Consider the following 22,322-nt stretch of genomic DNA (forward strand, 5'->3'; position numbering starts at 1 on the left):
GAAGCTGAAACATGGACATGATGAAGCCGATCTGGATCAAGGATCCCCTCGCGATCCTCGCTGATGGCGCCGAGCGCGGGATCGTGGTCCGCGAGGGGCAGATCGTGGAAATGGTGCCGGCCGGCGGCAAGCCTGCCACGGCCGATGTCACCGTCTTCGAGGCGGGCGAGCATGTCGTGCTGCCCGGGCTGATCAACACCCACCATCACTTCTACCAGACCCTGACGCGCGCCTTGCCGGCGGCGATGGATCGCGAGCTGTTCCCATGGCTGCAGGCGCTCTATCCGGTCTGGGCCAGGATGACGCCGGAAGCACTCGAGCTCGGCGTGACTGTGGCGATGTCGGAACTCCTGCTGTCGGGCTGCACCACCACGACCGACCATCACTACGTGTTTCCCGCCGGCCTGGAAGATGCCGTCGACATTGAGGTCGGCGTAGCAAAGAGGCTCGGTGTGCGCGTGCTGCTGACGCGCGGCTCGATGAACCTGTCGCAGCGCGATGGCGGCCTGCCGCCTGGCAGCGTGGTGCAGGACGAAGATACGATCCTTGCCGACAGCGCGCGCGTGGTCGCAAAACATCACCAGCGCGGCGCGGACGCCATGGTGCAGATCGCGCTCGCGCCATGCTCGCCGTTCTCGGTGACGACCTCGCTGATGCGCGCGACTGCCGATCTCGCCGACAAGCTCGACGTTCGCCTGCACACCCACCTGGCGGAAACCGAGGATGAGAATCACTTCTGCCAGCAGATGTATGGCTGCCGTCCGCTCGACTATCTCGAACAATGCGGCTGGCTCAATGCGCGGACCTGGCTCGCGCACGGCATCTTCTTCAACGCTGACGAGATGAAGCGGTTGGCCAAGGCCAGAACGACGATCAGCCATTGCGCGTGCAGCAACCAGATCCTCGCGTCCGGCTGCTGTCCGGTCTGCGAGATGGAGGAGGCAGGCGTCGGGATCGGCCTCGGCGTCGACGGCTCCGCGTCGAATGATGGGTCCAATTTGATGCAGGAGGTGCGCGCGGCGTTCCTGCTGCAACGTGCCCGCTATGGCGTGACCAAGGTCAGCCACAAGGATGCGCTGCGCTGGGCGACCAAGGGTTCGGCAGCCTGCGTCGGCCGTCCCGAGCTAGGCGAGATCGCCGTCGGCAAGGCCGCCGATATCGCGCTGTTCAAGCTCGATGAACTCCGCTTCTCCGGCCACGGCGATCCGATGGCTGCCCTCGTGCTGTGCGGCGCGCATCGCGCCGATCGCGTCATGGTCGCAGGCAAATGGGTGGTGATCGACGGCGCGATCCCGGGACTTGACGTTCCCGATCTGAGCCGCCGCCACAGCGCGGCCGCGCGGAAAATGCAGGCCGGATAAAAGAAGAGGGGGAAGCCACGAGTGCCGGGTTCTCGTGGCCACCCCCTCCGAACCTCCTCCGGGAGGAGCAGGTGATTTACTGAAGCAAGAAGCGTGCTACTTGCCCGGAAGCTTGTCGTCGATACCCTTGACGTAGAAGTTCATGCCGAGGATCTGGCCGGCGTCGAGATTTGCGCCGCCCTTGCATTCGACTTCCTTGCCGTCCTGCCCGACGATCGGGCACTTGAACGGATGCAGCTTGCCGGAGGTGATCGCGGCCTGCGTCTCCTCGGCGGCCTTCTTCACGTCGTCAGGCATGTTGGTGTAGGGCGCCATCGCGAACATGTGGCTGTCGAGCCCGCCCCAGCTATCCTCGGACTTCCAGGTGCCGGCGAGCTCGGCCTTGACGCGCTCGATGTAGTAGGGGCCCCAGGTGTCCAGGATCGAGGTGAGCTGCGCCTTCGGGCCGAACTTGATCATCTCGGAGTCCTGGCCGAAGGCGAGCTTGCCGCGCTCGCTCGCGATCTGCATCGCTGCCGGTGAATCCGTGTGCTGCATGATGATGTCGGCGCCCTGATCGAGCAGCGCCTTGGCGGCGTCGGCCTCCTTGCCGGGGTCGAACCAGGTGTTCACCCAGATGATCTTGACCTTGATGTTCGGGTTCACCGCTTGCGCGCCGAGCATGGTCGCGTTGATGCCGGAGACGACCTCGGGGATCGGGAACGAGCCGATATAGCCGAGCACGCCGCTCTTCGACATCTTGGCCGCGATCTGGCCCTGGATGTAGCGGCCCTGGTACCACTTTGCCGAATAGGTCGACATGTTCGGCGCGCGTTTGTAGCCCGTGGCGTGCTCGAAATGCACGTTGGGATATTTCTTGGCGACCTTCAGCGTCGGATCCATGTAGCCGAAGGACGTCGTGAAGATCAGCTTGTTGCCGGCGCGAACGAGCTGCTCGATCGCACGTTCGGAATCGGGACCCTCAGGAACGTTCTCGAGATAGGTGGTCTCGATCTGGTCGCCGAGCTCCTTCACCAGCGCCAGGCGGCCCTGCTCGTGCTGGTAGGTCCAGCCGAGGTCGCCGATCGGGCCGAGATAGATGAAACCGACTTTCAGCTTGTCGGCGGCGGAGGCCGCACTGATGCTCCCGGCGAGCAGGAGCCCTGCAACAGCCGCAAGAATTGTTTTCCTCATCGTCAATCTCCAAACAGTCGGGGAAAGCCACACTCCGCAAATGCCCGCGCCCCATCGCGCGCATTGCGAAAAATCGATCAGCGGTCGGGCACGAACACCGTACCCAGCGCAGCCGGCGCGGTCGAGCCGCCGGTGCGCGCACGGGACAGAAGAACCAGGACGATGACGGTTGCAAGATAAGGCAACGCTGACATGAATTGCGAGGGAACGCCGATGCCCCAGCCCTGTGCGTGAAGCTGGAGGATGGTCACCGCGCCGAACAGATAGGCGCCGACGACGAGACGGCCCGGCCGCCAGGACGAGAACACCACCAGTGCCAGCGCGATCCAGCCCCGGCCTGCGGTCATGCCGGGAATGAAGAATGGCGTATAGGCGAGCGGCAGATAGGCGCCGGCAAGGCCGGCGCAGGCACCGCCGAACATCACCGCAAACGTCCGGATGCGCAGCACAGGATAGCCGAGCGCGTGCGCGGAGACGTGGTTGTCGCCGCAGGCGCGCAGAATCAGCCCGGGGCGGGTCCGGTACAGGAACCACCAGACGCCAATGATGAGGGCAAGCGAGACATAGACCAAACCGTCTTCGCCGAACACGACGCGGCCGACCAGCGGAATATTGGTGAGCACGGGAAGGTCGAGATGGGCCGCCGGCGCGATGCGCTCGCCGACAAAGCCTGCGCCGATCAGGCCGGACAGTCCGACGCCGAGAATGGTCAGCGCCAGTCCGGTCGCGACCTGGTTGACGGCGAGCCCGAGTGTCATCAGCGCGAAGATCAGCGACATAAGGATGCCCGCGACAATGCCGCAGAGCGCGCCGATGATGGTCGAGCCAGTGAGCCAGGCGCCGGCAAAGCCGCAGGCCGCGCCCATGATCATCATGCCTTCGACGCCGAGATTGAGAACGCCGGAGCGCTCGGTCACGAGCTCACCGGTCGCCGCAATCAACAGCGGCGTGGAGGCTGCAAGTACCGAGAGGATGATGGCTTCAACCAGTAACACGGGCCACCTGACGGTTCGGAAACACCAGCCGGAAACGATAGAGGATGAGGGAATCGCAGGCGAGCACGTAGAACAGCAAAATGCCTTGGAAGACCTTTGTCACGTCCAACGGAATTTTCATTGCGATCTGGGCCTGCTCGCCGCCGATGAAGGTCAAGGCGAGGAAAAGGCCAGCAATTAATATTCCAATCGGGTTCAGCCGGCCGAGGAAGGCGACGATGATCGCGGTAAAGCCGTAGCCAGGCGAGATGCCGGGCTGCAGGTGACCGACGGGACCGGCGACCTCGATGATTCCGGCGAGCCCGGCCAGGGCGCCTGAGATTGCGAAGGTCAGGACGACCAATTGGTTGGCATTGAAGCCGCCGAACCGCGCGGCGCGGGGCGCTGCTCCCACCACACGGATCTCAAAACCCTTGATGGTCCGGCCGAGCAGGACGGCTGCGGCCGCAACCACCAGCAGCGCGATGATGGTGCCGAGATGCAGCCGGCCGCCTTCGATCAGGACGGGGACGGTCGCGACGGGATCGAACTCCGCAGTCGTCGGGAAATTAAACCCTTGCGGATCGCGCCAGGGGCCGCGGACGAGGTAGTCGAGGAAGAGGTCGGCGACATAGACGAGCATCAGGCTGGTGAGGATCTCGCTGGCGCCGAACTTCACCTTGCAGATCGCCGGGATGAGCGCATAGAGCGCGCCGGCGGCGGCGGCCAGCACAAGCATCGCAGGCAGCACCCAGGCGCCGGCGTCCGTCCCTTGCGTCTTCACCGCGATCCAGCTTCCGGCAACGGCGCCGATCAGGAACTGGCCTTCGGCGCCGATATTCCAGGCGTTGGCGAGATAGCAGAGCGACAGGCCGATGGCGATCATCACCAGCGGCGTCGCCTTCACCGCGATCTCCTGGAGCGAATAGCCGTCGGTCAGCGGCGCGATGAAATAGGCATGCAGCGCGAGCAGCGGATTCTTGCCGAGGACGGCGAACAGGATCGACATGGTTACGATGGTGAGGCCGATCGCGATCAGCGGCGAGACCAGCGCGATGGTGTTGGACCGCTCGGCGCGCTTCTCAAGCACGAGCTGCATGCGCGGCCTCCTTCTGGTCCAGCGAGCTTCCGCCCATCAACAGGCCGAGCTTTTCGCGCGTAGCCTCACCTGTAGCGAGCGGTTGCGACAGCCGGCCGTGGAACATGACCGCGATGCGGTCGGCGATTTCGGCAAGCTCGTCGAGATCCTGGCTCGTCACCAGCACGGCCGCGCCGCTGGCTGCGAGATCGAGCAGCGCCTGCCGGATGACGGCGGCAGCGCCTGCGTCCACGCCCCAGGTCGGCTGGCTCACCACCAGCACGGCCGGATTGCGCAGGATCTCGCGGCCGACGATGAACTTTTGCAGATTGCCGCCGGACAGGCTCGCGGCTTCCGGATCGCGCTTGGCCTTGCGGACGTCGAACACCTCGGTGGCCTTGTCCACGGTCTTGAGCGTTGCCGCGGTGTCGATAAAGCCGTGCCTGACCATGCCGCTCGCGGCGTGGCCGGTCAGCAGCGCATTTTCCGAGAGCCTCATGCGCGGTGCAGTGCCGTGGCCGAGCCGCTCCTCCGGGACGAAGGCGGCGCCGAGCTTGCGCCGCTGCGTGATCGACATGTGGCCGGCCGCGATGCCTTCGATCACGACCGTGCCCGGGTCCTTCGCCAGCCGCTCACCCGAGAGCGCGGCGAATAGTTCGTCCTGGCCATTGCCGGCGACACCGGCGATGCCGAGGATTTCGCCGCCCCTCAATTCGAGCGAGATGTGCTCCAGTCGCACGCCGTGCGCTTCACCGGGTGGAAGCGAGAGGTCGTTGACGACGAGACGAGGGACCGTGGTCTGCCGGCCTGCGGCGGCCCGGACCTCTTTGATCTCGCCGCCGACCATCATGCGCGCCAGCGAAGCCGCCGTTTCCTGCCGGGGATTGCAGGTCGCGACCTTCTTGCCGCCGCGCAAAATCGTGGCGGTGTCGCACAGCCGCTTCACCTCTTCGAGCTTGTGGCTGATGTAGAGGATGGCGCGGCCCTCGGCCTTGAGCCGCTCGAGCACGATGAAAAGCTGGTCGGCTTCCTGCGGCGTCAGCACCGCGGTCGGCTCGTCCAGGATCAGGAATTTGGGATCCTGCATCAATGCGCGGACGATCTCGATGCGCTGGCGCTCGCCGACCGACAATTGCCAGACCTCGCGCCGGGGATCGAGCGGCAGCCCGTAGGTCTTCGATACCTGCTCCAGCCGCGCCGACATGTCCTTGAAGGATTCCTTGCCGTCGAGGCCAAGCGCGACATTCTCGGCGACGGTGAGATTGTCGAACAGCGAGAAGTGCTGGAACACCATGCCGATGCCGCGGGTCCTCGCTTCCGAGGGGCCAGACAGGACGATCCGCTCGCCCTGCCAGCGGATCTCGCCGGCGCTCGGCTGGATCAGGCCGTAGATCGCCTTGACCAGTGTCGACTTGCCGGCGCCGTTCTCGCCGAGCAGCGCGTGGATCTCCTTCGGCCAGATGTCGATGTCGATCGAGTTGTTGGCGAGAAAGTCGCCATAGCGCTTGGTCAGACCGATCGCCTGGAGCAGGGGCGTCTCGCCGGAATGCAGGCCGTTGGGCGTCGAATTCAACATCCGCAGTCACGCGTGCAGGGGTGAAGTGAGAAGTGCCTCAATAGTGAGCTAATTTAGATCGCGACGTAAGTAGTGAAAAAGCGTCATCCCTTGCTCATAGCTGCGGCAAGTCGGCTGGATTCGCTTGCTGCCACGATCTCGATGCCACGGCTCCAGCAACGTCGGTATTTCTACGAGCATCAGCATAACGCAGCACGGCGTCGCCTGTTGCAAATTTGTGACGGTTCAAACCAAATCGGAACCTGCTGTGCAGTCGTGGCGTCGAGTTGAGCATCAGACGTCACGTCGTTGTATGCTTTTCAGTGGTGCAGCGACGAGGCCGCGTCGGCGCCGAATTCGGTCTACCGACACAGCGAAAAATCCGAACATAAACAAACGGGAAAGTGTTGCTACGACGCGTTCGCGCTCGTGCGGCGGACGCGCGCGACGTGCGATGGCCTTCACGATCTCGCGCAGCGCGTTGCCGAAACATGCATCAGGTCATGGAAAAAGTTGAGGCTTCTCACCTCAGGCGAACGGCGCAAGTGTCGCACCCACCGGGGCTTGATTTTTTCAGCTTCAACTTTGGGGGTGTTATGTCGGTTCGTTTCAAGGCAATGGCAGCAGCGGCGCTGTCGATTGCCACGCTGGCCATCGGTGGCCAGGCTGAGGCCGCAGATCTTCCGGTCAAGGCGGCCAAGAAAGCGCCCGACCTCCCGTTCTTCCTGGTCATCGACAACCGCGTGTCGTTCTCCTGGATGCCGAAGGGCACCGACCCCGGTATGTGGAGTGTCCGTCCCGACGGCAGCATCAACGGCACCACCGCCAAGCAGGTCTATTCGTTCACGCATTTCGATCTCTGGGCCTACGGCACCAACTTCTTCACGATCTCGATGTTCAAGTCGGGTCACAACGACCCCGCCAGCCCGTGCGTCGCGCCGGGCGTGACCATCACCGGCGGCGCCGCGGATTGCGCCGGCGCGACAGAAATCTACGGCCTGTTCCGCTCGACCTTCGGCTGGAACGAGCTCTTCAATACCAAGACCTTCACCATGGGGCCGCTGCACAACATCTCGTTCGAAGTCGGCATGGACGCCAACACCGAGAACAACTTCCTGGCGCCCGCCAAGCGTGACGTCGTTGCCGGTCTGCAGTTCGCCTTCGACCTTCCCTACAAGGGCTATTTCAACGTCGCGCCCTTGATGTACTGGGAGTTCTCCAACCACAACGCGTTCACGCAGTGCGGCCTGTTCGGCCCCGGCATTCCCGGCACGACCTGCAACTCCGACGGTAATGTCAGCTACCGGCCGACCTGGGCGGTCGAAATCAATTACTATATGGACCTCGGCTTCCTGCCCGAGAATTTCCAGTTCTTCTCGATCAGCGGCCGCGCCGGCTGGTACGGGCCGAAGGGCGACTCCAACGGCCTTCCAGCACTGTCGGGCCCGGGCCGGTTCTCGACCGCGTCCAAGACCGAGCTCAACAGCGAGCCGATCCGCCTGACCTTCGACGCGTCGAAGGCCGCCTGGGGTGCAAAATACTCGCACTTCGTCGATCTCTGGGTCGCCTATCGCTATTGGCAGAACAAGTTCGGTCTCGACCACAACGCCATGCCCGGCGTCTGCACGGTCGCCGCGACCGGCCAGAGTACCAACAGCTGCACCGAGTCGACGGTCTATGGCGGTGTGACTGTGAAGTTCTGATCGCTGACGATTGAGGGATAGCGCCGTGCATGACGTTTGTACGGCGCTATTCCCATTTGCTCGATATCGTAGGGTGGGTTAGCGCAGCGTAACCCACCTCTTTTCTTTCCGCGGAGACAGAAGTGGTGGGTTACGCCGAGCGGACTGCGCTTCGCGCAGCCGCGGGGCTAACCCACCCTACGATCCCAATGGCGCGGCTACTTCGTCCAAACGCCGTCGTGCAGCGCTTCGGCCTCGTCTTCCAGCAGGGGACCGACGACCTCCGTCGGACGCTGGCCGCTGGCGAAGACGTCGCGGCAGGGCAGATCGAGCGTGGGATTTTCCGGGTGATTGCCGGTGACGCCGCGCAGGCGGTGCTCGCTGAGGCCGTAGACCACGCGGCCGATGCCGGCCCAGTAGATGGCGCCGGCACACATCGCGCAGGGCTCGGCTGAGGAATAGAGCGTCGATCCCGCGAGCACCTCAGTGCTCAGCGTCCGGCAAGCTTGCGTCGCGGCGAGGCGCTCGGCATGCGCGGTGCCGTCATGGTCCGGCATGTAGCCGTTCTCGCTCTCGATCAGCACGCGGCCTTCGGCATCGACGACAATGCAACCGAAGGGATGGTTGCCATGGGTCAGTGAGCGGCGCGCGACCGCAAAGGACAGGCGCAAGAAATGCTCGTCGCGGTCGTGTGCGTCCGCCATTGCTGCTCCTGGAGCATGATCCGGAAAAAGTGCGCAGCGGTTTTCCGGAAAGATCATGCTCAAACTATTGTTCAGTGTCCCGCCATGTGCCGGCCGACCACGGTGAGGTCGGCTTCGCTGGTGCGAGCCTCGTAGACGAACTCGCCATGGAACATGACCACGAGCCGGTCGGAGAGTTCAAGCAGTTCGTCGAGGTCCTCGCTGACGAGCAGCACCGCCGCGCCGCGGTTCCGCGCTGCCATGATCTCGGCATGGATCTGCGCCACCGCCGCGAAGTCGAGGCCGAAGCAGGGGTTGGCCGCGATCAGCACCTCGACGTCGCCGCCGAGTTCGCGCGCCAGCACTGCGCGCTGCACATTGCCGCCCGACAGCGCCGAGATCGGGGTATCGGGCGTCCGCGTCTTGATCTTGTACTGGCCGATCTTCTTCTTGGCGTCGTCGCGGAAGGCGCCACGATTGAGCCACCAGCCGCCGCTGGCAAAGGGGGCACGGTCGAACTCGCGGAAGGCGATGTTGTCGGCGACGCTCATGCCGCCGACGCAGGCATTCTTGAGCGGTTCTTCCGGCAGCAGCGACATCCTGTGCCGGCGCATCTCCTCGCGGGTCGCGTGATAGCTATCGCCTGCGACACGAATTTCGCCGCTCTCGGCCTCGCGCTGGCCAGCGAGCACTTCGACGAGCTGGCGCTGGCCGTTGCCGGAGACGCCGGCAATGCCGACGATCTCCCCGGCACGCACGGTGATTGAGACGTCGTGCACGGCAATGGCCCCGGCATCGTCGAGCGCACGGACCTTTTCCAGCTCGAGACGCGCCTTACCGGCCTCGCCGGTGCGAGGCGGCTGCACCGTCAGCTCCTCGGCGCCGATCATGGTGCGCGCCATCGCATCCGGCGTGAGCTCGGCGACCTTACCTTTGCCGGCGAGCTTGCCGCGGCGGAGGATCGTCACCTCATCGGCAAAGGCCATGACCTCGCGGAACTTGTGCGTGATCATGAGAATAGTCAGCTCGCCCTTCACGACCATGTCACGGAGCATGCCGAGAACCTCATCGGCCTCCGCGGGCGTCAGCACCGATGTCGGCTCGTCCAGAATGAGGAAGCGGCGTTTGAGATAGAGCTGCTTGAGCATCTCGCATTTCTGCCGTTCGCCGGCGGAGATGTCGGAGACTTTGGCATTGAGCGGCACCTTGAAGGGCATTTTGGCGAGGAAGGCTTCGAGCTCCTTCTTCTCCTTGCCCCAATCCACCACGGCGGGAACGTCGTCGCGCGCGAGCACCAGGTTTTCGGCGACCGTCATTGCCGGGACCAGCGTAAAATGCTGGTAGACCATGCCGAGGCCGAGCGCATGCGCGTCCTTGGGATTGTTGATCGCCTGCTGGCGGCCGCCGACCAGCACGTCGCCCTCGGTCGGATGGTAGTAGCCCATGATGCATTTGACGAGCGTCGACTTGCCGGCGCCGTTTTCGCCGAGCAGGGCGTGGAAGGAGCCTGGGCGGACCTTCAGCTCGACATTGTCCAGCGCCAGAAAATCGCCGAACCGCATGGTCATGGCGATCGCGTCGACGCCGAAGGCGCCGCTCGGCGGCGGTGTTTCGCCTATGATCACGAAATCGCTCCTATGAAGGCGTCCGACGTCGAGACCGCGCCGAACACGCCGCCCTGCATCTTGATCATCTTCAGCGCGTGGTCGTGGTTGCTCTTGTCGGTCGCGCCGCAGCAGTCGTGCAGCAGCACGCATTCGAAGCCGCGGTCATTGGCCTCGCGCATGGTGGTATGGACGCAGACATCGGTGGTGATGCCGGTCAGCACGATGTTCTCGATGCCGCGTACCCGTAGCAGCAGCTCCAGGTCGGTGGCGCAGAACGAGCCCTTGCCGGGCTTGTCGATGATCGGCTCGCCCGGCAGCGGCGCCAGTTCGGGGATGATGTCCCAGCCGGGCTCGCCGCGCACCAGGATGCGGCCGCACGGACCGGGATCGCCGATTCCGGCGCCGATCTGTCGCGAGCGCCAGCGCTTGTTGGCGGGAAGGTCGGAGAGATCGGGACGGTGGCCTTCGCGGGTATGGATGATGTGAAAACCTTGGCTCCGCATCGCGTCGAGCAGTTTCTTGATCGGCTCGATCGGCGCGCGCGTCAACGAGAGGTCATAGCCCATCTTGTCGACATAGCCGCCGACGCCGCAGAAATCGGTCTGCATGTCGATGATAATGAGCGCGGTGTTCTCCGGGCGGAGATCGCCGTTGTAGGGCCAGGCGTAGGGCTCGGACTTGATATGGCGCTCGGGCATGATGTGCTCTCTAGCGGGTGATCGACAATTCGGCCGGTGCGCCGGTCAGCGTGCGCTTCGGCGAGCAGGTGATGATCATGATCGCCAGCGTCAAAATGTAGGGCGCGGCGTTGAAGAGGTGATAGCCGGAGGTGACGCCGACCGATTGCAGCGCGGGACCGAGCGCGGCCGCGCCGCCGAAGGCGAGCGAGGCCCACAGGCAGAGCATCGGATCCCAGCGCGCGAAAATGACGAGCGCAACGGCGGTGATGCCCTGCCCGGAGGACAAGCCCTCGTTCCAGCTTCCGGGATAGAACAGCGACAGGAACGAGCCGCCGATGCCGGCAAGGAAGCCGCCGACCATGGTGGCGCGGAGCCGGATCAGCAGCACGGAATGCCCCATCGCGCGTGCGGCATCCGAGCTTTCACCGGCGGTGCGGATCAGGAGGCCCCAGCGCGTCGTCCGGAACGCCCAGTACAGGATCGGCGCCAGCACGACGCCGATCAGGAAGAGAACGTTGATGCGCAGCGCCGCCTGTACCTGCGGAATGTCGCTCCACCAGCCGAAATCGATCGCGGGCAGGCGCGGTGCGGTCGGTTCGATCAAGGGTTTTCCGAGGTAGAAGGCAAGGCCGGTTCCGAACAGCATCAGTGCGATGCCGACCGCGACGTCGTTGACGCGCGGCAGCGAGCAGATGCCGGCATGCAGCGCGCCGAGCAGCGCACCGGTAATGCCGGCTGCGAGCACGCCGAGCCAGGGTGAGCCGCTGACATAAGAGATGCCGTACGCGCTCATGGCACCCATCACCAGCGTGCCTTCGAGGCCGAGATTGATACGGCCCGAACGCTCGGTGATGCATTCGCCGAGGCTGACGAACAGGAAGGGGGTGGAGACGCGGATGGCGCCGCCGAGCACGGCGAGTGGAACGGTCCAGAGTCCGATCGATCCGTCTGCCATCTCAGGACTTGCCTTTCAGGAATCCGATGCGGCCGTAGAGCGCATCGCTTGCCAGCACGAAGACGAAGATGATGCCCTGCAACACCAGCACGGACGCATCGGGAAGCCCCAGCCGGCGCTGCAACAGGCCGCCGCTGGCGCTGATGCCGCCGAGCAGGATCGCGACCGGAATGACCGCGAGCGGATTTTGCCGCGCGAGGAAGGCGACCAGAATGCCGGTGAAGCCGTAGCCAGCGGCAAGGTTGGCGTTTGTGCGGCCCTGGACGGCGGCGACCTCGACCATGCCGGCAAGGCCCGCGGCGCCGCCGGCGAGGAAGCAGATGGTGAGGATGAGCTTGCTGACACCGAGTCCGACGATCTTCGCGGCGCGGATGTTGCCGCCGGCAACGCGCGCGGCGAAGCCGAACACGGTGTGATAGATCAGGATATAGGCGGTGATCGCGGCGATCAGGCCGAACACGAGGCCCCAATGCACGTCGGTGCCGGGAATCGTGCCGATCATGTTCACCGCACCGATCTCTCGCGTCGACGGCTTGTTGAGGCTCGCGGGGTCCCGCATCAGCCCTTCGACGAGATGGTTGAGGATGGCGAGCGCGATATAGACGAGCAGCAGGCTCGAGATCGTCTCGTTGACGCCGCGGTATTGGCGCAAGCCGCCCGCGAGCATGATCCAGAGGCCACCACCGATAACGCCGGCGCAGACCATCGCGATCTGGATCACGAGGGGCGGCATGCCTTGCAGCGCCAGCGCGGCGCTCGTCGCCGACAGCGCGCCGATCAGCAGTGCACCTTCGCCGCCGATGATGACCATGCCGAGCTGCGCGGGCAGGGCCGTGCACAGCGCAGTGAGAATGAGAGGCGCGGCGCGGCTCAGCGTGTTCTGCCAGGAGAACCAGGTGCCGAACGCGCCGTAGTACATGTAGAAATAGAGATCGAGCGGGCTCTTGCCGAACAGCGCGACGAAGATGCCGAAGACAGCGAGCGCAGCGACGAGTGCCGCGCCCGGGATCAGGACATATTCGATGGTCGCGCCGTGGCGCTGGAGGAAGCCGGCATCGGCGGCCGGAGCGACGGCTCCGACCGCTTCGACGGGATCCGCCGCTTCCGTTGTCACGAAGTCGCTCCGAGCACGCCTTCGACGAGGTAGTCCATCTTCTCCAGCTCGGGATCCTTCTGGCCACGATCGGTGCCTGCGGCGATCACCGTCTTGCCCTTGTTGTCGACCAGGCCGCCCTTGAAGATGGCGAAGCCGTCCGCAGACAGGAATTTTGCCTTGGCGTCATCGGCGGCCTTGCGCGCTTCGGCCGAAACCGCTTCGCCATAGGGCGAGGTCTTGACGATCTCTTCCTTCAGGCCGCCGCGGTAGAAGTTCGGAATGCCTTCGCCGGCGGCGATCATCTTGACGAATTTCGGATACAGCGCTTCCCAGTTCCACTCGGCGCCGGTGAGATACGCCTTCGGCGCCAGCGCCGACTGGTTGGTGTGATAGCCGCACACCATGGCACCGCGCCGCGCGGCGTTCTCAACCATGGTCTTCGGACCGTCAACATGACAGGTCAGCACGTCGACGCCCTGGTCGATCAGGCTGTTGGTGGCCTCAGCTTCCTTGACCGGCATCGACCAGTCGCCGGTGAAGATCACCTGCGTGGTAACCTTCGGATTGACGGACTTGGCGCCCAGCGTGAAGGCGTTGATGTTGCGCAGCACCTGCGGGATCGGCTTTGCCGCGACGAAGCCGAGCTTGCTGCTCTTCGAAGTCAGGCCGGCGACGATGCCCGAGATGTATTGGGCTTCGTCGATGTAACCGAAATAGCTGCCGGCGTTCTTCGGATCCTTGTCGCTCCAGAGGCCGCCGCAGTGCTCGAAGCGGAGCTTCGGGTACTTGGCCGCCATCTTGACCATGTGCGGGTTGTAGTAGCCGAACGAGGTCGGGAACAGCAGCGTCGCACCGTCGAGATTGATCATGGACTCGATGGTCTTCTCGACCGCATCGGTCTCGGGCACCTTCTCTTCCTCGACCACCTTCAGGCCGGGGATCTTCTTCAGGGCCGCCGCGCCCTGCGCGTGTGCCTGGTTGTAGCCGTAGTCATCGCGCGAGCCGACATAGATAAAGCCGATGGTCGTCTCGGCCGCGAATGCCGGGCGCAGTCCGGCCGCCGCTCCCAAGGAGAGCGCCGCGCCACCCTGCAACAAATGCCGTCGTGAAATCCTGCCAAAATCCATTGGATGCTCCCTTGGCGGGTTGACCGCCCCTCTCACTGGCGGCTGCGCCGATCTGGCGGAGCCGGAACAGGATGTCGCAAGCTTCGTGCCAGAGGTTAGGAAGGCATCATTTTGAATTAAGCTACTGAATCACCGATGTTATTGGTTTCGTCTGAATCTTGAGCAGAGAGGCGATTGTATAAATTTTAGGCAGTCTCGTTGCGTTGTATGCAAGGGAGTTAAGCAGTCTTAACCAGCCGATGGTGCGCGGCTGCTACCGGCGGGGTCTGGCGGCTCGGCATTCATGCTAACCAGTCGGCAATGGCCGGGCGTGCTTCGCCGGCCCCGAACTTGTATCTGATATCAACGGGCTCGCCGTCATCGGCCGCGGCCTGAAGGATTGGAAAGCTTGACCGGGATGGGTGCTGGTATCGCCGTTCAAAACAATTCGCTCGGCGACGAGATCGTTCGTCGGATCAACGAACTCGGCGGCATCTCGGAAGAGGCGGACAAGCTCACGCGCATCTATCTGAGCAAAGAGTTGCGCGCGGCGGCGGATCTCATTCTCGCCTGGATGCGCGACGCCGGCATGCATGCGCATCTCGACGCGGTCGGCAATGTCTGCGGCCGTTATGAGGGCGAGCGGCCGGGCCTGCCCTGCCTGATGCTCGGCTCGCATTACGACACCGTGCGCGATGCCGGCAAATGGGACGGGCCGCTCGGGGTGATCACTGCGATTGCCTGCGTTGCCGAGCTGAACCGGCGCGGCAAGCGTCTGCCGTTTGCAATCGAGGTGGTTGGCTTTGCCGACGAGGAAGGTGTGCGCTTTGCCTCCACGCTGCTCGGCAGCCGTGCCGTGGCCGGTACGTTCGACGAGAGCGTTTTGGCGACGCGCGACCGGGACGGCGTGTCGATGCGCGACGCGCTCGTGCAGTTCGGGCTGGATCCCGAGCACATCGGGGCTGCCGCCCGCACGCGGCGCGAGCTGCTTGCCTATCTCGAGTTGCATATCGAGCAGGGGCCGGTGCTGGAAGCGCAAAACTTGCCGGTCGGCGTGGTGACAGCCATTGCAGGCGCGACGCGGCTTGCGGCGCGGTTGACCGGCATGGCCGGTCATGCCGGCACGGTGCCGATGGCATTGCGACGCGATGCGCTATCGGGCGCGGCCGAATGCATCACGGCGATCGAGCAGTTCTGCCGCACCGACGAGAACGGCCTCGTCGGCACTGTCGGCTATCTTCACGCGATGCCCGGCGCGACCAACGTCATTCCGGGGCAAGTGTCGTTCACCATCGACATGCGCGCGCCGACCGACATGCACCGCAAGCGCGCCGTGGCCGACATCGTCCGGCAGATCGAGGCGATCGCAAAGCGGCGGGACCTGTCGCTGCAGCTCGACGTCACCCATGAAAACCGCACTGCGCCTTGCGCGCCATGGCTCAAGGAGCAGATTGCGCAGGCGATCGCCGCGGAAGGTTTCCCCGTGTTTGAGCTGCCGAGCGGGGCAGGGCATGACGGCATGGCGATGATCGACATTGCCGATGTCGGCATGATCTTTGTCCGCTGCCGCGGCGGCATCAGTCATAATCCGGCCGAGCATGTCGAGCTCTCGGACGCCGACGCCGGCGCGCGGGTGCTGTTGCGGGTGATCGAGAATTTCAGGCCGCGCGAAGGTTAGGCAGGCGCTGAATATTGCTGTCATCTGACTGATATACGAATCAAGTCAGGGTCCCAACTGCCAATGCAACGCTTGCGCAGCTTCGTCCAACAACTTGTATGAACAGCGATATTCCGTTCTCGCCACATGACGACAACAGGTTTTACCAGGGTGTGGTTGCGACCTGGGTGGCCAACGCTCTCCAGGCGGTCAATTTCCTCGGTGACCGCTTCCTGAGACAGTCGCATCAATTGTCGACCGCGATCGAGGACCTCTACCGGCACTCGATGGACAGCGCCTTCTCGGCGAAAGAGTCCTTTCTCGTCACCGGCGCGCCGCACGCGTCCGCGTATTATCCGCGCGACTTCGCCTGGTTCTATCCTGACGTCCTCGACCCCGAAACCATCATGGATTCGCAGGACGCTATCAGGCGCGTTCGCCTGCTCGAAAAGAGCGTCCGGCTGATGCTGGAGGCGGTGCGCGCCAATGTCGTCACAACGACGATCGTGCCGGCCGGGCGTGCCCGCTATCTCGGCGTGAATTACTTTTCCCGCCCCTCGGATACGCTGCTCGGCATCATTGCTGGCCTCCAGCAGATGATCTCTGCCGACCAGCGCGCGTCGTCTTATCTCGCGATGTCACAGAGCGCGCATGCCGGTCGTCTGTTGCTCGCCGAATACGGCGCCGACTTGAAGCGGGCGATCCTGCTGCTCGCTAGCGAGCTTGAGCCTTTCGGCGACGACGGCTTCAGGTATTTGCTCTGTGACGCCAGCGCACCTCGTTCTGCGGCCACCGACACCCGCGCCGAACGCAGGCGCTTTGTCACCAATGCATGCGTCTACACGACGTTTGTGTGGGGAATGCAGCTCGGGGTCATCCACGAGAACGAGTTGACAGGGCTCCTCGGACGCGACCTCGCGCAGTACAAGAAGGAGCTTCTCCGTCTGTTCGGCAAGGGTGGCTATGTCAGGCATTCCCTGGATGGCCCGGCAGGTTCGCCGGTGTCCGAGGTTGCCCTCGACTTCGTCAGCGTGCATCGCGGATTTTGGGATCTGAGCGAGGCGAGCGAACGCGCGCTGTTTGCGGCCACGACGGACTTGATCATCGCCGAGCCGCGCTTTCGCATACCGAGCACGTTCCACTTCCTGGTGTCGGCGGATAATCCGCGGAACAAGGTGATCCACAAAATCGCGGCGCCCGCCTACCAGGGCCGTTCGTCCTGGCCGACGTTCAACGTCGAATTTGCCGATCGCATGCTGGACTACGATGAATTTTCAGGCAGCGATGTCTACCGGCCCTATGCGCAAGGGATCTTGAAAGACATTCGTACAGCGACCGAGGTGCACGGCGGATATCAGGAGCTCTTGTCGGAACAAGGTCTGAAGTATCGCACCTGGGCCTACAAGGGCGCCGTGGCTCACTCCTGGTTCCCGCGCTTTCTGTCTGTCTGGAGAAGGGCGTTCGGAACGCCGCTTCTCCATTGGAATGACTGACGTTACCCCGCCGTCACGTCCACCAGCTCGCCGCCTTCCAGCACCTTTGCAGCCTTGGCCCGGTCGAGGTCGCCTTCCCAGGAGGCCACGACCACCGTTGCCACGCAGTTGCCGATCAGATTGCCAAGCGCGCGGGCCATGCCGATGAACCAGTCCACCGATAGCACCAGTACGAGGCCGATGGCGGGAATACTCGGCACCGCATTCAGCGTCGCCGCCAGGATCACGATCGCCGAGCCCGGCACGCCATGGGCGCCCTTGGACGTGATGAGAGAGACGCCGAGCACCAGCAGAAGATCGCCGAACGAGAGCGGCGTGTTGGTCGCCTGCGCGATGAAGACGACGGCGAGCGTGAGGTAGATCGAGAAGGCGTCGAGGTTGAAGGAATAGCCGGTCGGGATGACGAGGCCCACCACGGAGTCCTTCACGCCCATCCTCTCCAGCTTCTTCATGATCTGCGGCAGCACGGCATCGGACGAGGCGGTGGCGAGCACGATGGTCAGTTCTTCGCGCAGGTAGCTGAGGAATTTGAGGATGTTGATCCCGGCCAGGGCCATCACGCCGCCGAGCACGCCGAGCACGAAGATGCCGACCGAGACGTAGAACAGCATCACCAGCGAGACGAGCTGCTTGAGCGAACCGACGCCGTATTTTCCGACGGTGTAGGCGACCGCACCGAGCACGCCCAGCGGGGCGACCCGCACGATCAATCCCATGACGCGGAACAGCACGGTGGAGGCGGCGTCGATGATCGAGGTGACGAGCTTGCCCTTCTCTCCACCGACCAGCGCAAGCCCGACGCCGAACAGGACGGCGAAGAACAAAACCTGCAGCACGTCGTTGCGCGACAGTGCGTCGAACGAGGTCGAGGGGATGACGTTGAGCAGGAAGGCACCGATGCCCGCGCCTTGCAGCTTGTGGGCGTTGTCGGCGTAGGTGTTGAGCGCCTTGGCATCGAGCGTTGAGGGATCGATGTTCATGCCGTGGCCGGGGCCGAAGATGTAGGCCAGCAACAGGCCGACCACGAGCGCCACCGTCGTCATGATCTCGAAATAGACCAGCGCCTTGACGCCGACGCGGCCGACCTTCTTGAGGTCGCCGGCGCCGGCAATGCCGTGCACGACGACGCAGAACACGATCGGGGCCACGATCATCGAGATCAGCTTCAGGAAGGCGTCGCTGAGGATTTTCAGGCTGATGGCGAAGTCAGGAACGACCATGCCCAGGATGATCCCGAGGATCAGGGCCGCGAGGACCTGGACGAACAGCGAGGTATAGAGCGGCTTGCGCTCGGCGGCCGGGACCGCGGTGATGGTCGACATGGTGGCTCCCCGTTTTCTGACGACGTCTCGATCGCCAGAAACGAGCAACATCCGTGCCAGATTGTCGCGTTTTGACGGCGAGAAGGGCCTATTCGGCAGCCTTCGCGGTCTTGCCGAACATCCGGCTCGGGGTGGGGAAGCCGCAGGAGGTGCCGTCGGTGATCTTGACCTCGTCCTCCCAGGGCAGGCGGAAGGTACCCGCGACCATGTCCTGCATGAACGTGTAGGGGCAATCCATCGCGCCGCCCTTAACCGCGACGTAGCCGCGATGCCAGAGCTGGTAGATGTTGTTCTCGACGCCCCAGTTGATACGCGCTTCGCGCACGAGATCGGGCCGTACCTCGGCGGTGATGATCTCGTCGGGCCGCCCCGTCGTGCCATGGGCAAGCACGCTGCCGTCAAAGTTCACGATCATGCCTTCGCCCATGGAATCGAAGGAGCCGTCGGAGCCGCACATGCAGACGTTCGCCGTGACCATCAGGTTCTGAAACGAATTTGCCTGGTTAGTGAAGCGCCAGGCCTCGCGGATCGGCGCGGTGTAGCCGGCGGTGCGGATCATGATCTCCGCACCCTTGTAGGCACATTCCCGCGCCATCTCCGGGAACATACCGTCATGGCAGATGATCAGCGCGATTTTTGCACCGTTCGGTCCTTCGATGACGGGAATGCCGATATCGCCCGGCTCCCACGGCTCGACCGGAATCCAGGGATGCAGCTTGCGGTAATAGAGCTTGATCTCGCCATGGTCGTCGATGATCAGGCCGGAATTGTAGGGATTGCCGTGCGGGTTGAACTCCATGATCGAGAAGCAGCCCCAGATCCTGTTGTCGATGCAGGCCTTCTTGAAGGCGGCCACCTCGGGCCCGTCGAGCCGGCACATGATCTCGGGATTAGTGTCCATCGAGAGCCCGTGCAGGGAATATTCGGGGAATACCACGAGATCCATCGTGGAGAGATTGCGCCGCGCCTTGCCGACCATCCAGACGATCCGCTCGGTTTGGCGCGCGAGATCGGCCCTGGTCACGACGTTCGGCAGTTGCAACTGCACGAGACCGATCACGACGCCATCAGGCGATTTGTTCAGTCCGCCAAGACCGTTCATGGGCAGCTCCCTTGCTCAGATCTTTTCGTGCGGAAGCAAATCCGATTTCGGCGAAGAGCAAAAGACTATTTTTCAGGCGGACACGCGACGCTGAGCGGGCTTCTCGGTCGTCGCGCCGGCACCGGTTGTTTGTCTCGGACGGATCGCTGACGGGTGTTCGCATTTGCGTGTTGTTGGGGCGTGGTTGCCACAAATCTCATCTTGACGCTCCGGACGGACTCGCGTCAGAATTATGACATGAGTACAGTTAAACGACATATCTCCAGTCTCCGGGACGAATATGCCGAGATGACGCGGCAGCGCATTGTCGCGGCCTTTGTCGAGACGCTTGAAGATGATGCCGCCGACGACATATCCATGGCCGCCGTCGCCGAGCGTGCAAAGGTCGCCGAGCGCACCATCTATCGCCACTTCAAGACGCGCGCGGAATTATTCGAAGCTGCCGGCGAATGGATCGAGGACAATGTCTTCGGTTATGTTCCCTTCACCTCGCCGGACGAGCTGCCGGACATTTTCCGTAAGTTGTGCAAGAGCTTCGATCAGCATCCTCATCTTGCCCGCGCGATCGCGATGACACGGGTTGGCCGTCGCGTTCGCGCGGGGTTCCGGCGGCATCTGATCGACCAGCACCGCAAGGCGATGGCGCCGCTGGTGCGGCATCTCAAGCCGAAGCAAGTGCGTCAGGCGGAGGCGCTTGCCGCCTATCTCAACAACGTGCTCGCCTGGAGCGCCTTGCGCGAGGACTTCGGCATGTCCAGCGCCGAGATCGCCGACACGATCGACTGGGCGCTTACGACGCTTCTGAAGGATATCCGCCAGCGCGATGCTGCCGCTGCGCGGTTACGCTCCAAGGGCAGCAAGCCGCGGCGGAAGCGAGCCGCCGTTGCGCGAGAGCCGGCATAGGGTGGGGCATGATGACTTCGTTGAGCAAGATACCAGACGATCTCCTGATCAACGCCGCCGACGAAGTCCGCATCCGCCAGGACCTGGTCCTTACGGCACTCGGCCGCCGCCCGGCGGACCGGAGCTTGCGCGTCGGGCGGCTGCTCGACGTGCACAGCCGCACCTGGAGCGAGGATCAGGAGATCGTTTTCAAGGGCCGTCGCATCGCGTGGGTCGGGCCCGCGGGAAGTTATCCGGGCAACGTCCGCGAACGCGTCCATCGCCCCGATCTTTCGGCTGTCCCCGGATTTGGTGAAGTCCACAAGCATATCGAAAGCTCGCATCTGACCCCGGAATGGGAGGCAGCGCTGGTGCTGCCGCATGGCAATACCTGGACCTGCGAGGCGAGCCACGAATTCTCCAACGTCAACGGAGCGCGCAATCTCGAATTCTGGTTCGAGGCACGCCGCCGCGGGTCGCCGCTGAAGATCTTTCCGCAACCCGGCTCGGCGGTGCCGCCCACGGCCTATGAATGGGGTGGCGGCTGGTATGGTCGCGACGAGCAGGCGCGCTTCATGGGCGAGAGCCTGATGGTCACCGGGCTTGATGAGGTCATGGACTGGCCCGCGGTTTGGAATCCCGACAATCCATCCTACGACCGGCTCTGGGGCATGATCGAGGCAACGTTCGCGGCACGCGGCGTCGTTGAAGGCCATGCCTCGGGATTGCGCGATCTGCCGTCCATTAACGCCTTTGCCGCCGCGGGCCTCGCCTCCGATCACGAGGTGCAGACGCCGGAAGAGACATGGGACAAGCTGACGCGCGGTCTGTTCGTCGAGCTGCGCATCTATGCGATGCCTGAGATCGTTGCATGGCTGCTCGCGAAGGGGCTGCAAGATTGGTCGCAGATTGCCTTCACCACCGACGACCGCAGCGCCAGCCATACGCTCGAGCTCGGCGCCAGCGATCACAATGCGCGGGTCGCCATCGAAGCCGGTCTTGCACCCGAGATCGCGATCCAGTGTCTCACCATCAATCCGGCGCGGCACATGCGCCTCACGCCGTTCGTCGGTAGTCTGGCTCCGGGGCGCTTTGGCGACGTGGTGCTGCTGTCTGATGTCGCCAAGCTCGGCATCGCCGAGGTGTGGGCGGACGGCGCCCAGGTCTCCGAGGGCTCGCGCTACCTCGGGACTGTGCCCGAAATCCAGTGGCCGGACTGGGCGACCAAGACGGTCAACATCAACCGCACGATCGAACCCACGGATTTCGAGCTGCTGGCGGAGCCCGGCCGGACCACGATGAAAGCGGCCGTGATCCGTCCCTTCCACTGGCATCCGGACTTCTACACGATGGAGCTCGCGGTGCGGGACGGCGCCGTGCAGCGCGACCCAAGCGAAGCCATCACCAAATTCGCCATTGTCGATCGCTTCTCGGGCGACGGGCGGGTCGCAAAAATGTTCTGGCGCGGTTGCGGGCCGCGCACGCCTGACACGGCGCTCGCCTGTTCGGTCGCTCACGATAAGCACAACATCTGGGTGGTCGGCTCGTCCGACGCGGCGATGGCGAAGGCGGTGAATGCGCTGGTCGAGCTTCAGGGCGGCTGGGCCCTGGTGCGCGAGGGCGAGCTCGTCGCTACCGCTCGTTTCGAGGTCGGCGGGCTGATGAGCTGCCGCTCAGCGCAAGCGCTCGACGCCGAGATGCAGGCGCTCTACGCGGAAGGCCGCAAAGTCGACTGGATGTACGAGCCGACCTACCGGCCGCGCTGGTATCCGGGATTTCCTGAAAGGCTGATGTTCGCCACGCTGACTTGCGCTCCCTGGAGCTGGGTGCTGGTGGCTCCTTGCGAGCAGGCCCCGCTCGGTTTCATCAACGTGCAGACGGGCGAAGCGCACCCGGTGGTTTGGTGAGGGAGTGAC

18 protein-coding genes are annotated in these 22,322 nt (G+C 63.9%); 6 read left to right on the forward strand and 12 right to left on the reverse strand.

From position 1 onward, the window contains the following. The first annotated feature begins 11 nt into the window (after positions 1-11). Entirely contained in the window at positions 12-1,361 is a 1,350-nt protein-coding gene (locus tag KUF59_RS14280; RefSeq protein ID WP_212457776.1) for an 8-oxoguanine deaminase, read from the forward strand. Positions 1,362-1,457: 96 nt separating this feature from the next. On the opposite strand, the gene KUF59_RS14285 is transcribed toward KUF59_RS14280, so the two are convergent. The 4 genes from KUF59_RS14285 to KUF59_RS14300 form a co-directional block, all read right to left on the reverse strand. After that, positions 1,458-2,534 (reverse strand): BMP family ABC transporter substrate-binding protein, encoded by a 1,077-nt coding sequence (locus KUF59_RS14285; protein WP_212457775.1) that lies wholly within the window; start codon positions 2,532-2,534, stop codon positions 1,458-1,460. Between the two features lie 77 nt (positions 2,535-2,611). After that, entirely contained in the window at positions 2,612-3,529 is a 918-nt protein-coding gene (locus KUF59_RS14290; protein WP_212457774.1) for an ABC transporter permease, read from the reverse strand. After that, positions 3,516-4,607, reverse strand: coding sequence for an ABC transporter permease (locus KUF59_RS14295; protein ID WP_212457773.1), 1,092 nt, complete (start codon positions 4,605-4,607; stop codon positions 3,516-3,518). The genes KUF59_RS14290 and KUF59_RS14295 overlap by 14 nt, the downstream gene beginning before the upstream one ends. Beyond that, the gene (locus KUF59_RS14300; RefSeq protein WP_212457772.1) at positions 4,591-6,162 is read right to left on the reverse strand and encodes an ABC transporter ATP-binding protein; all 1,572 of its coding nucleotides are present in this window, start codon (positions 6,160-6,162) and stop codon (positions 4,591-4,593) included. Before KUF59_RS14300 ends, KUF59_RS14295 begins: the two co-directional genes overlap by 17 nt. A 575-nt stretch (positions 6,163-6,737) precedes the next feature. Between KUF59_RS14300 and KUF59_RS14305 the strand changes: the two genes are divergently transcribed. After that, complete coding sequence (locus tag KUF59_RS14305) at positions 6,738-7,844, forward strand: hypothetical protein (RefSeq protein ID WP_212457771.1); 1,107 nt, start codon at positions 6,738-6,740, stop codon at positions 7,842-7,844. A gap of 197 nt (positions 7,845-8,041) precedes the next feature. Here KUF59_RS14305 and KUF59_RS14310 read toward each other — a convergent pair whose 3' ends face one another. The 6 genes from KUF59_RS14310 to KUF59_RS14335 form a co-directional block, all read right to left on the reverse strand. Then, positions 8,042-8,527, reverse strand: coding sequence for a nucleoside deaminase (locus KUF59_RS14310; protein WP_212457770.1), 486 nt, complete (start codon positions 8,525-8,527; stop codon positions 8,042-8,044). A 71-nt stretch (positions 8,528-8,598) separates the two neighbouring features. Further along, on the reverse strand, positions 8,599-10,131 hold the full coding sequence (locus KUF59_RS14315) for an ABC transporter ATP-binding protein (RefSeq protein WP_212457769.1): 1,533 nt from the start codon (positions 10,129-10,131) through the stop codon (positions 8,599-8,601). Further along, complete coding sequence (gene biuH, locus KUF59_RS14320; protein WP_212457768.1) at positions 10,128-10,811, reverse strand: biuret amidohydrolase; 684 nt, start codon at positions 10,809-10,811, stop codon at positions 10,128-10,130. The genes KUF59_RS14315 and biuH overlap by 4 nt, the downstream gene beginning before the upstream one ends. Positions 10,812-10,821: 10 nt before the next feature. Next, the gene (locus KUF59_RS14325; protein WP_212457767.1) at positions 10,822-11,748 is read right to left on the reverse strand and encodes an ABC transporter permease; all 927 of its coding nucleotides are present in this window, start codon (positions 11,746-11,748) and stop codon (positions 10,822-10,824) included. A gap of 1 nt (position 11,749) precedes the next feature. Then, positions 11,750-12,862 (reverse strand): ABC transporter permease, encoded by a 1,113-nt coding sequence (locus KUF59_RS14330; protein ID WP_212457766.1) that lies wholly within the window; start codon positions 12,860-12,862, stop codon positions 11,750-11,752. Next, a complete protein-coding gene (locus tag KUF59_RS14335; RefSeq protein ID WP_212457765.1) occupies positions 12,859-13,971 on the reverse strand; it encodes a BMP family ABC transporter substrate-binding protein in 1,113 nt (370 codons plus the stop codon). The genes KUF59_RS14330 and KUF59_RS14335 overlap by 4 nt, the downstream gene beginning before the upstream one ends. 397 nt (positions 13,972-14,368) lie before the next feature. On the opposite strand from KUF59_RS14335, the gene KUF59_RS14340 reads away from it, so the two are divergent. After that, positions 14,369-15,628, forward strand: coding sequence for an allantoate amidohydrolase (locus KUF59_RS14340; RefSeq protein ID WP_212457764.1), 1,260 nt, complete (start codon positions 14,369-14,371; stop codon positions 15,626-15,628). A gap of 98 nt (positions 15,629-15,726) precedes the next feature. After that, the gene (locus KUF59_RS14345; RefSeq protein WP_212457763.1) at positions 15,727-17,100 is read left to right on the forward strand and encodes a hypothetical protein; all 1,374 of its coding nucleotides are present in this window, start codon (positions 15,727-15,729) and stop codon (positions 17,098-17,100) included. A gap of 2 nt (positions 17,101-17,102) precedes the next feature. Here KUF59_RS14345 and KUF59_RS14350 read toward each other — a convergent pair whose 3' ends face one another. Together KUF59_RS14350 and KUF59_RS14355 are read right to left on the reverse strand one after the other, a co-directional pair. After that, positions 17,103-18,422, reverse strand: coding sequence for a dicarboxylate/amino acid:cation symporter (locus KUF59_RS14350; RefSeq protein WP_212457762.1), 1,320 nt, complete (start codon positions 18,420-18,422; stop codon positions 17,103-17,105). A gap of 88 nt (positions 18,423-18,510) precedes the next feature. Next, entirely contained in the window at positions 18,511-19,524 is a 1,014-nt protein-coding gene (locus tag KUF59_RS14355) for a formamidase (protein ID WP_212457761.1), read from the reverse strand. 237 nt (positions 19,525-19,761) lie between these two features. On the opposite strand from KUF59_RS14355, the gene KUF59_RS14360 reads away from it, so the two are divergent. Both KUF59_RS14360 and KUF59_RS14365 read left to right on the forward strand, forming a co-directional pair. After that, positions 19,762-20,427 (forward strand): TetR/AcrR family transcriptional regulator, encoded by a 666-nt coding sequence (locus KUF59_RS14360; protein ID WP_212457760.1) that lies wholly within the window; start codon positions 19,762-19,764, stop codon positions 20,425-20,427. 8 nt (positions 20,428-20,435) lie between these two features. Beyond that, complete coding sequence (locus KUF59_RS14365) at positions 20,436-22,313, forward strand: adenine deaminase (protein ID WP_212457759.1); 1,878 nt, start codon at positions 20,436-20,438, stop codon at positions 22,311-22,313. The last annotated feature ends 9 nt before the right edge of the window (positions 22,314-22,322 follow it).

Source organism: Bradyrhizobium arachidis (assembly GCF_024758505.1).
Lineage (GTDB): Bacteria > Pseudomonadota > Alphaproteobacteria > Rhizobiales > Xanthobacteraceae > Bradyrhizobium > Bradyrhizobium manausense_C.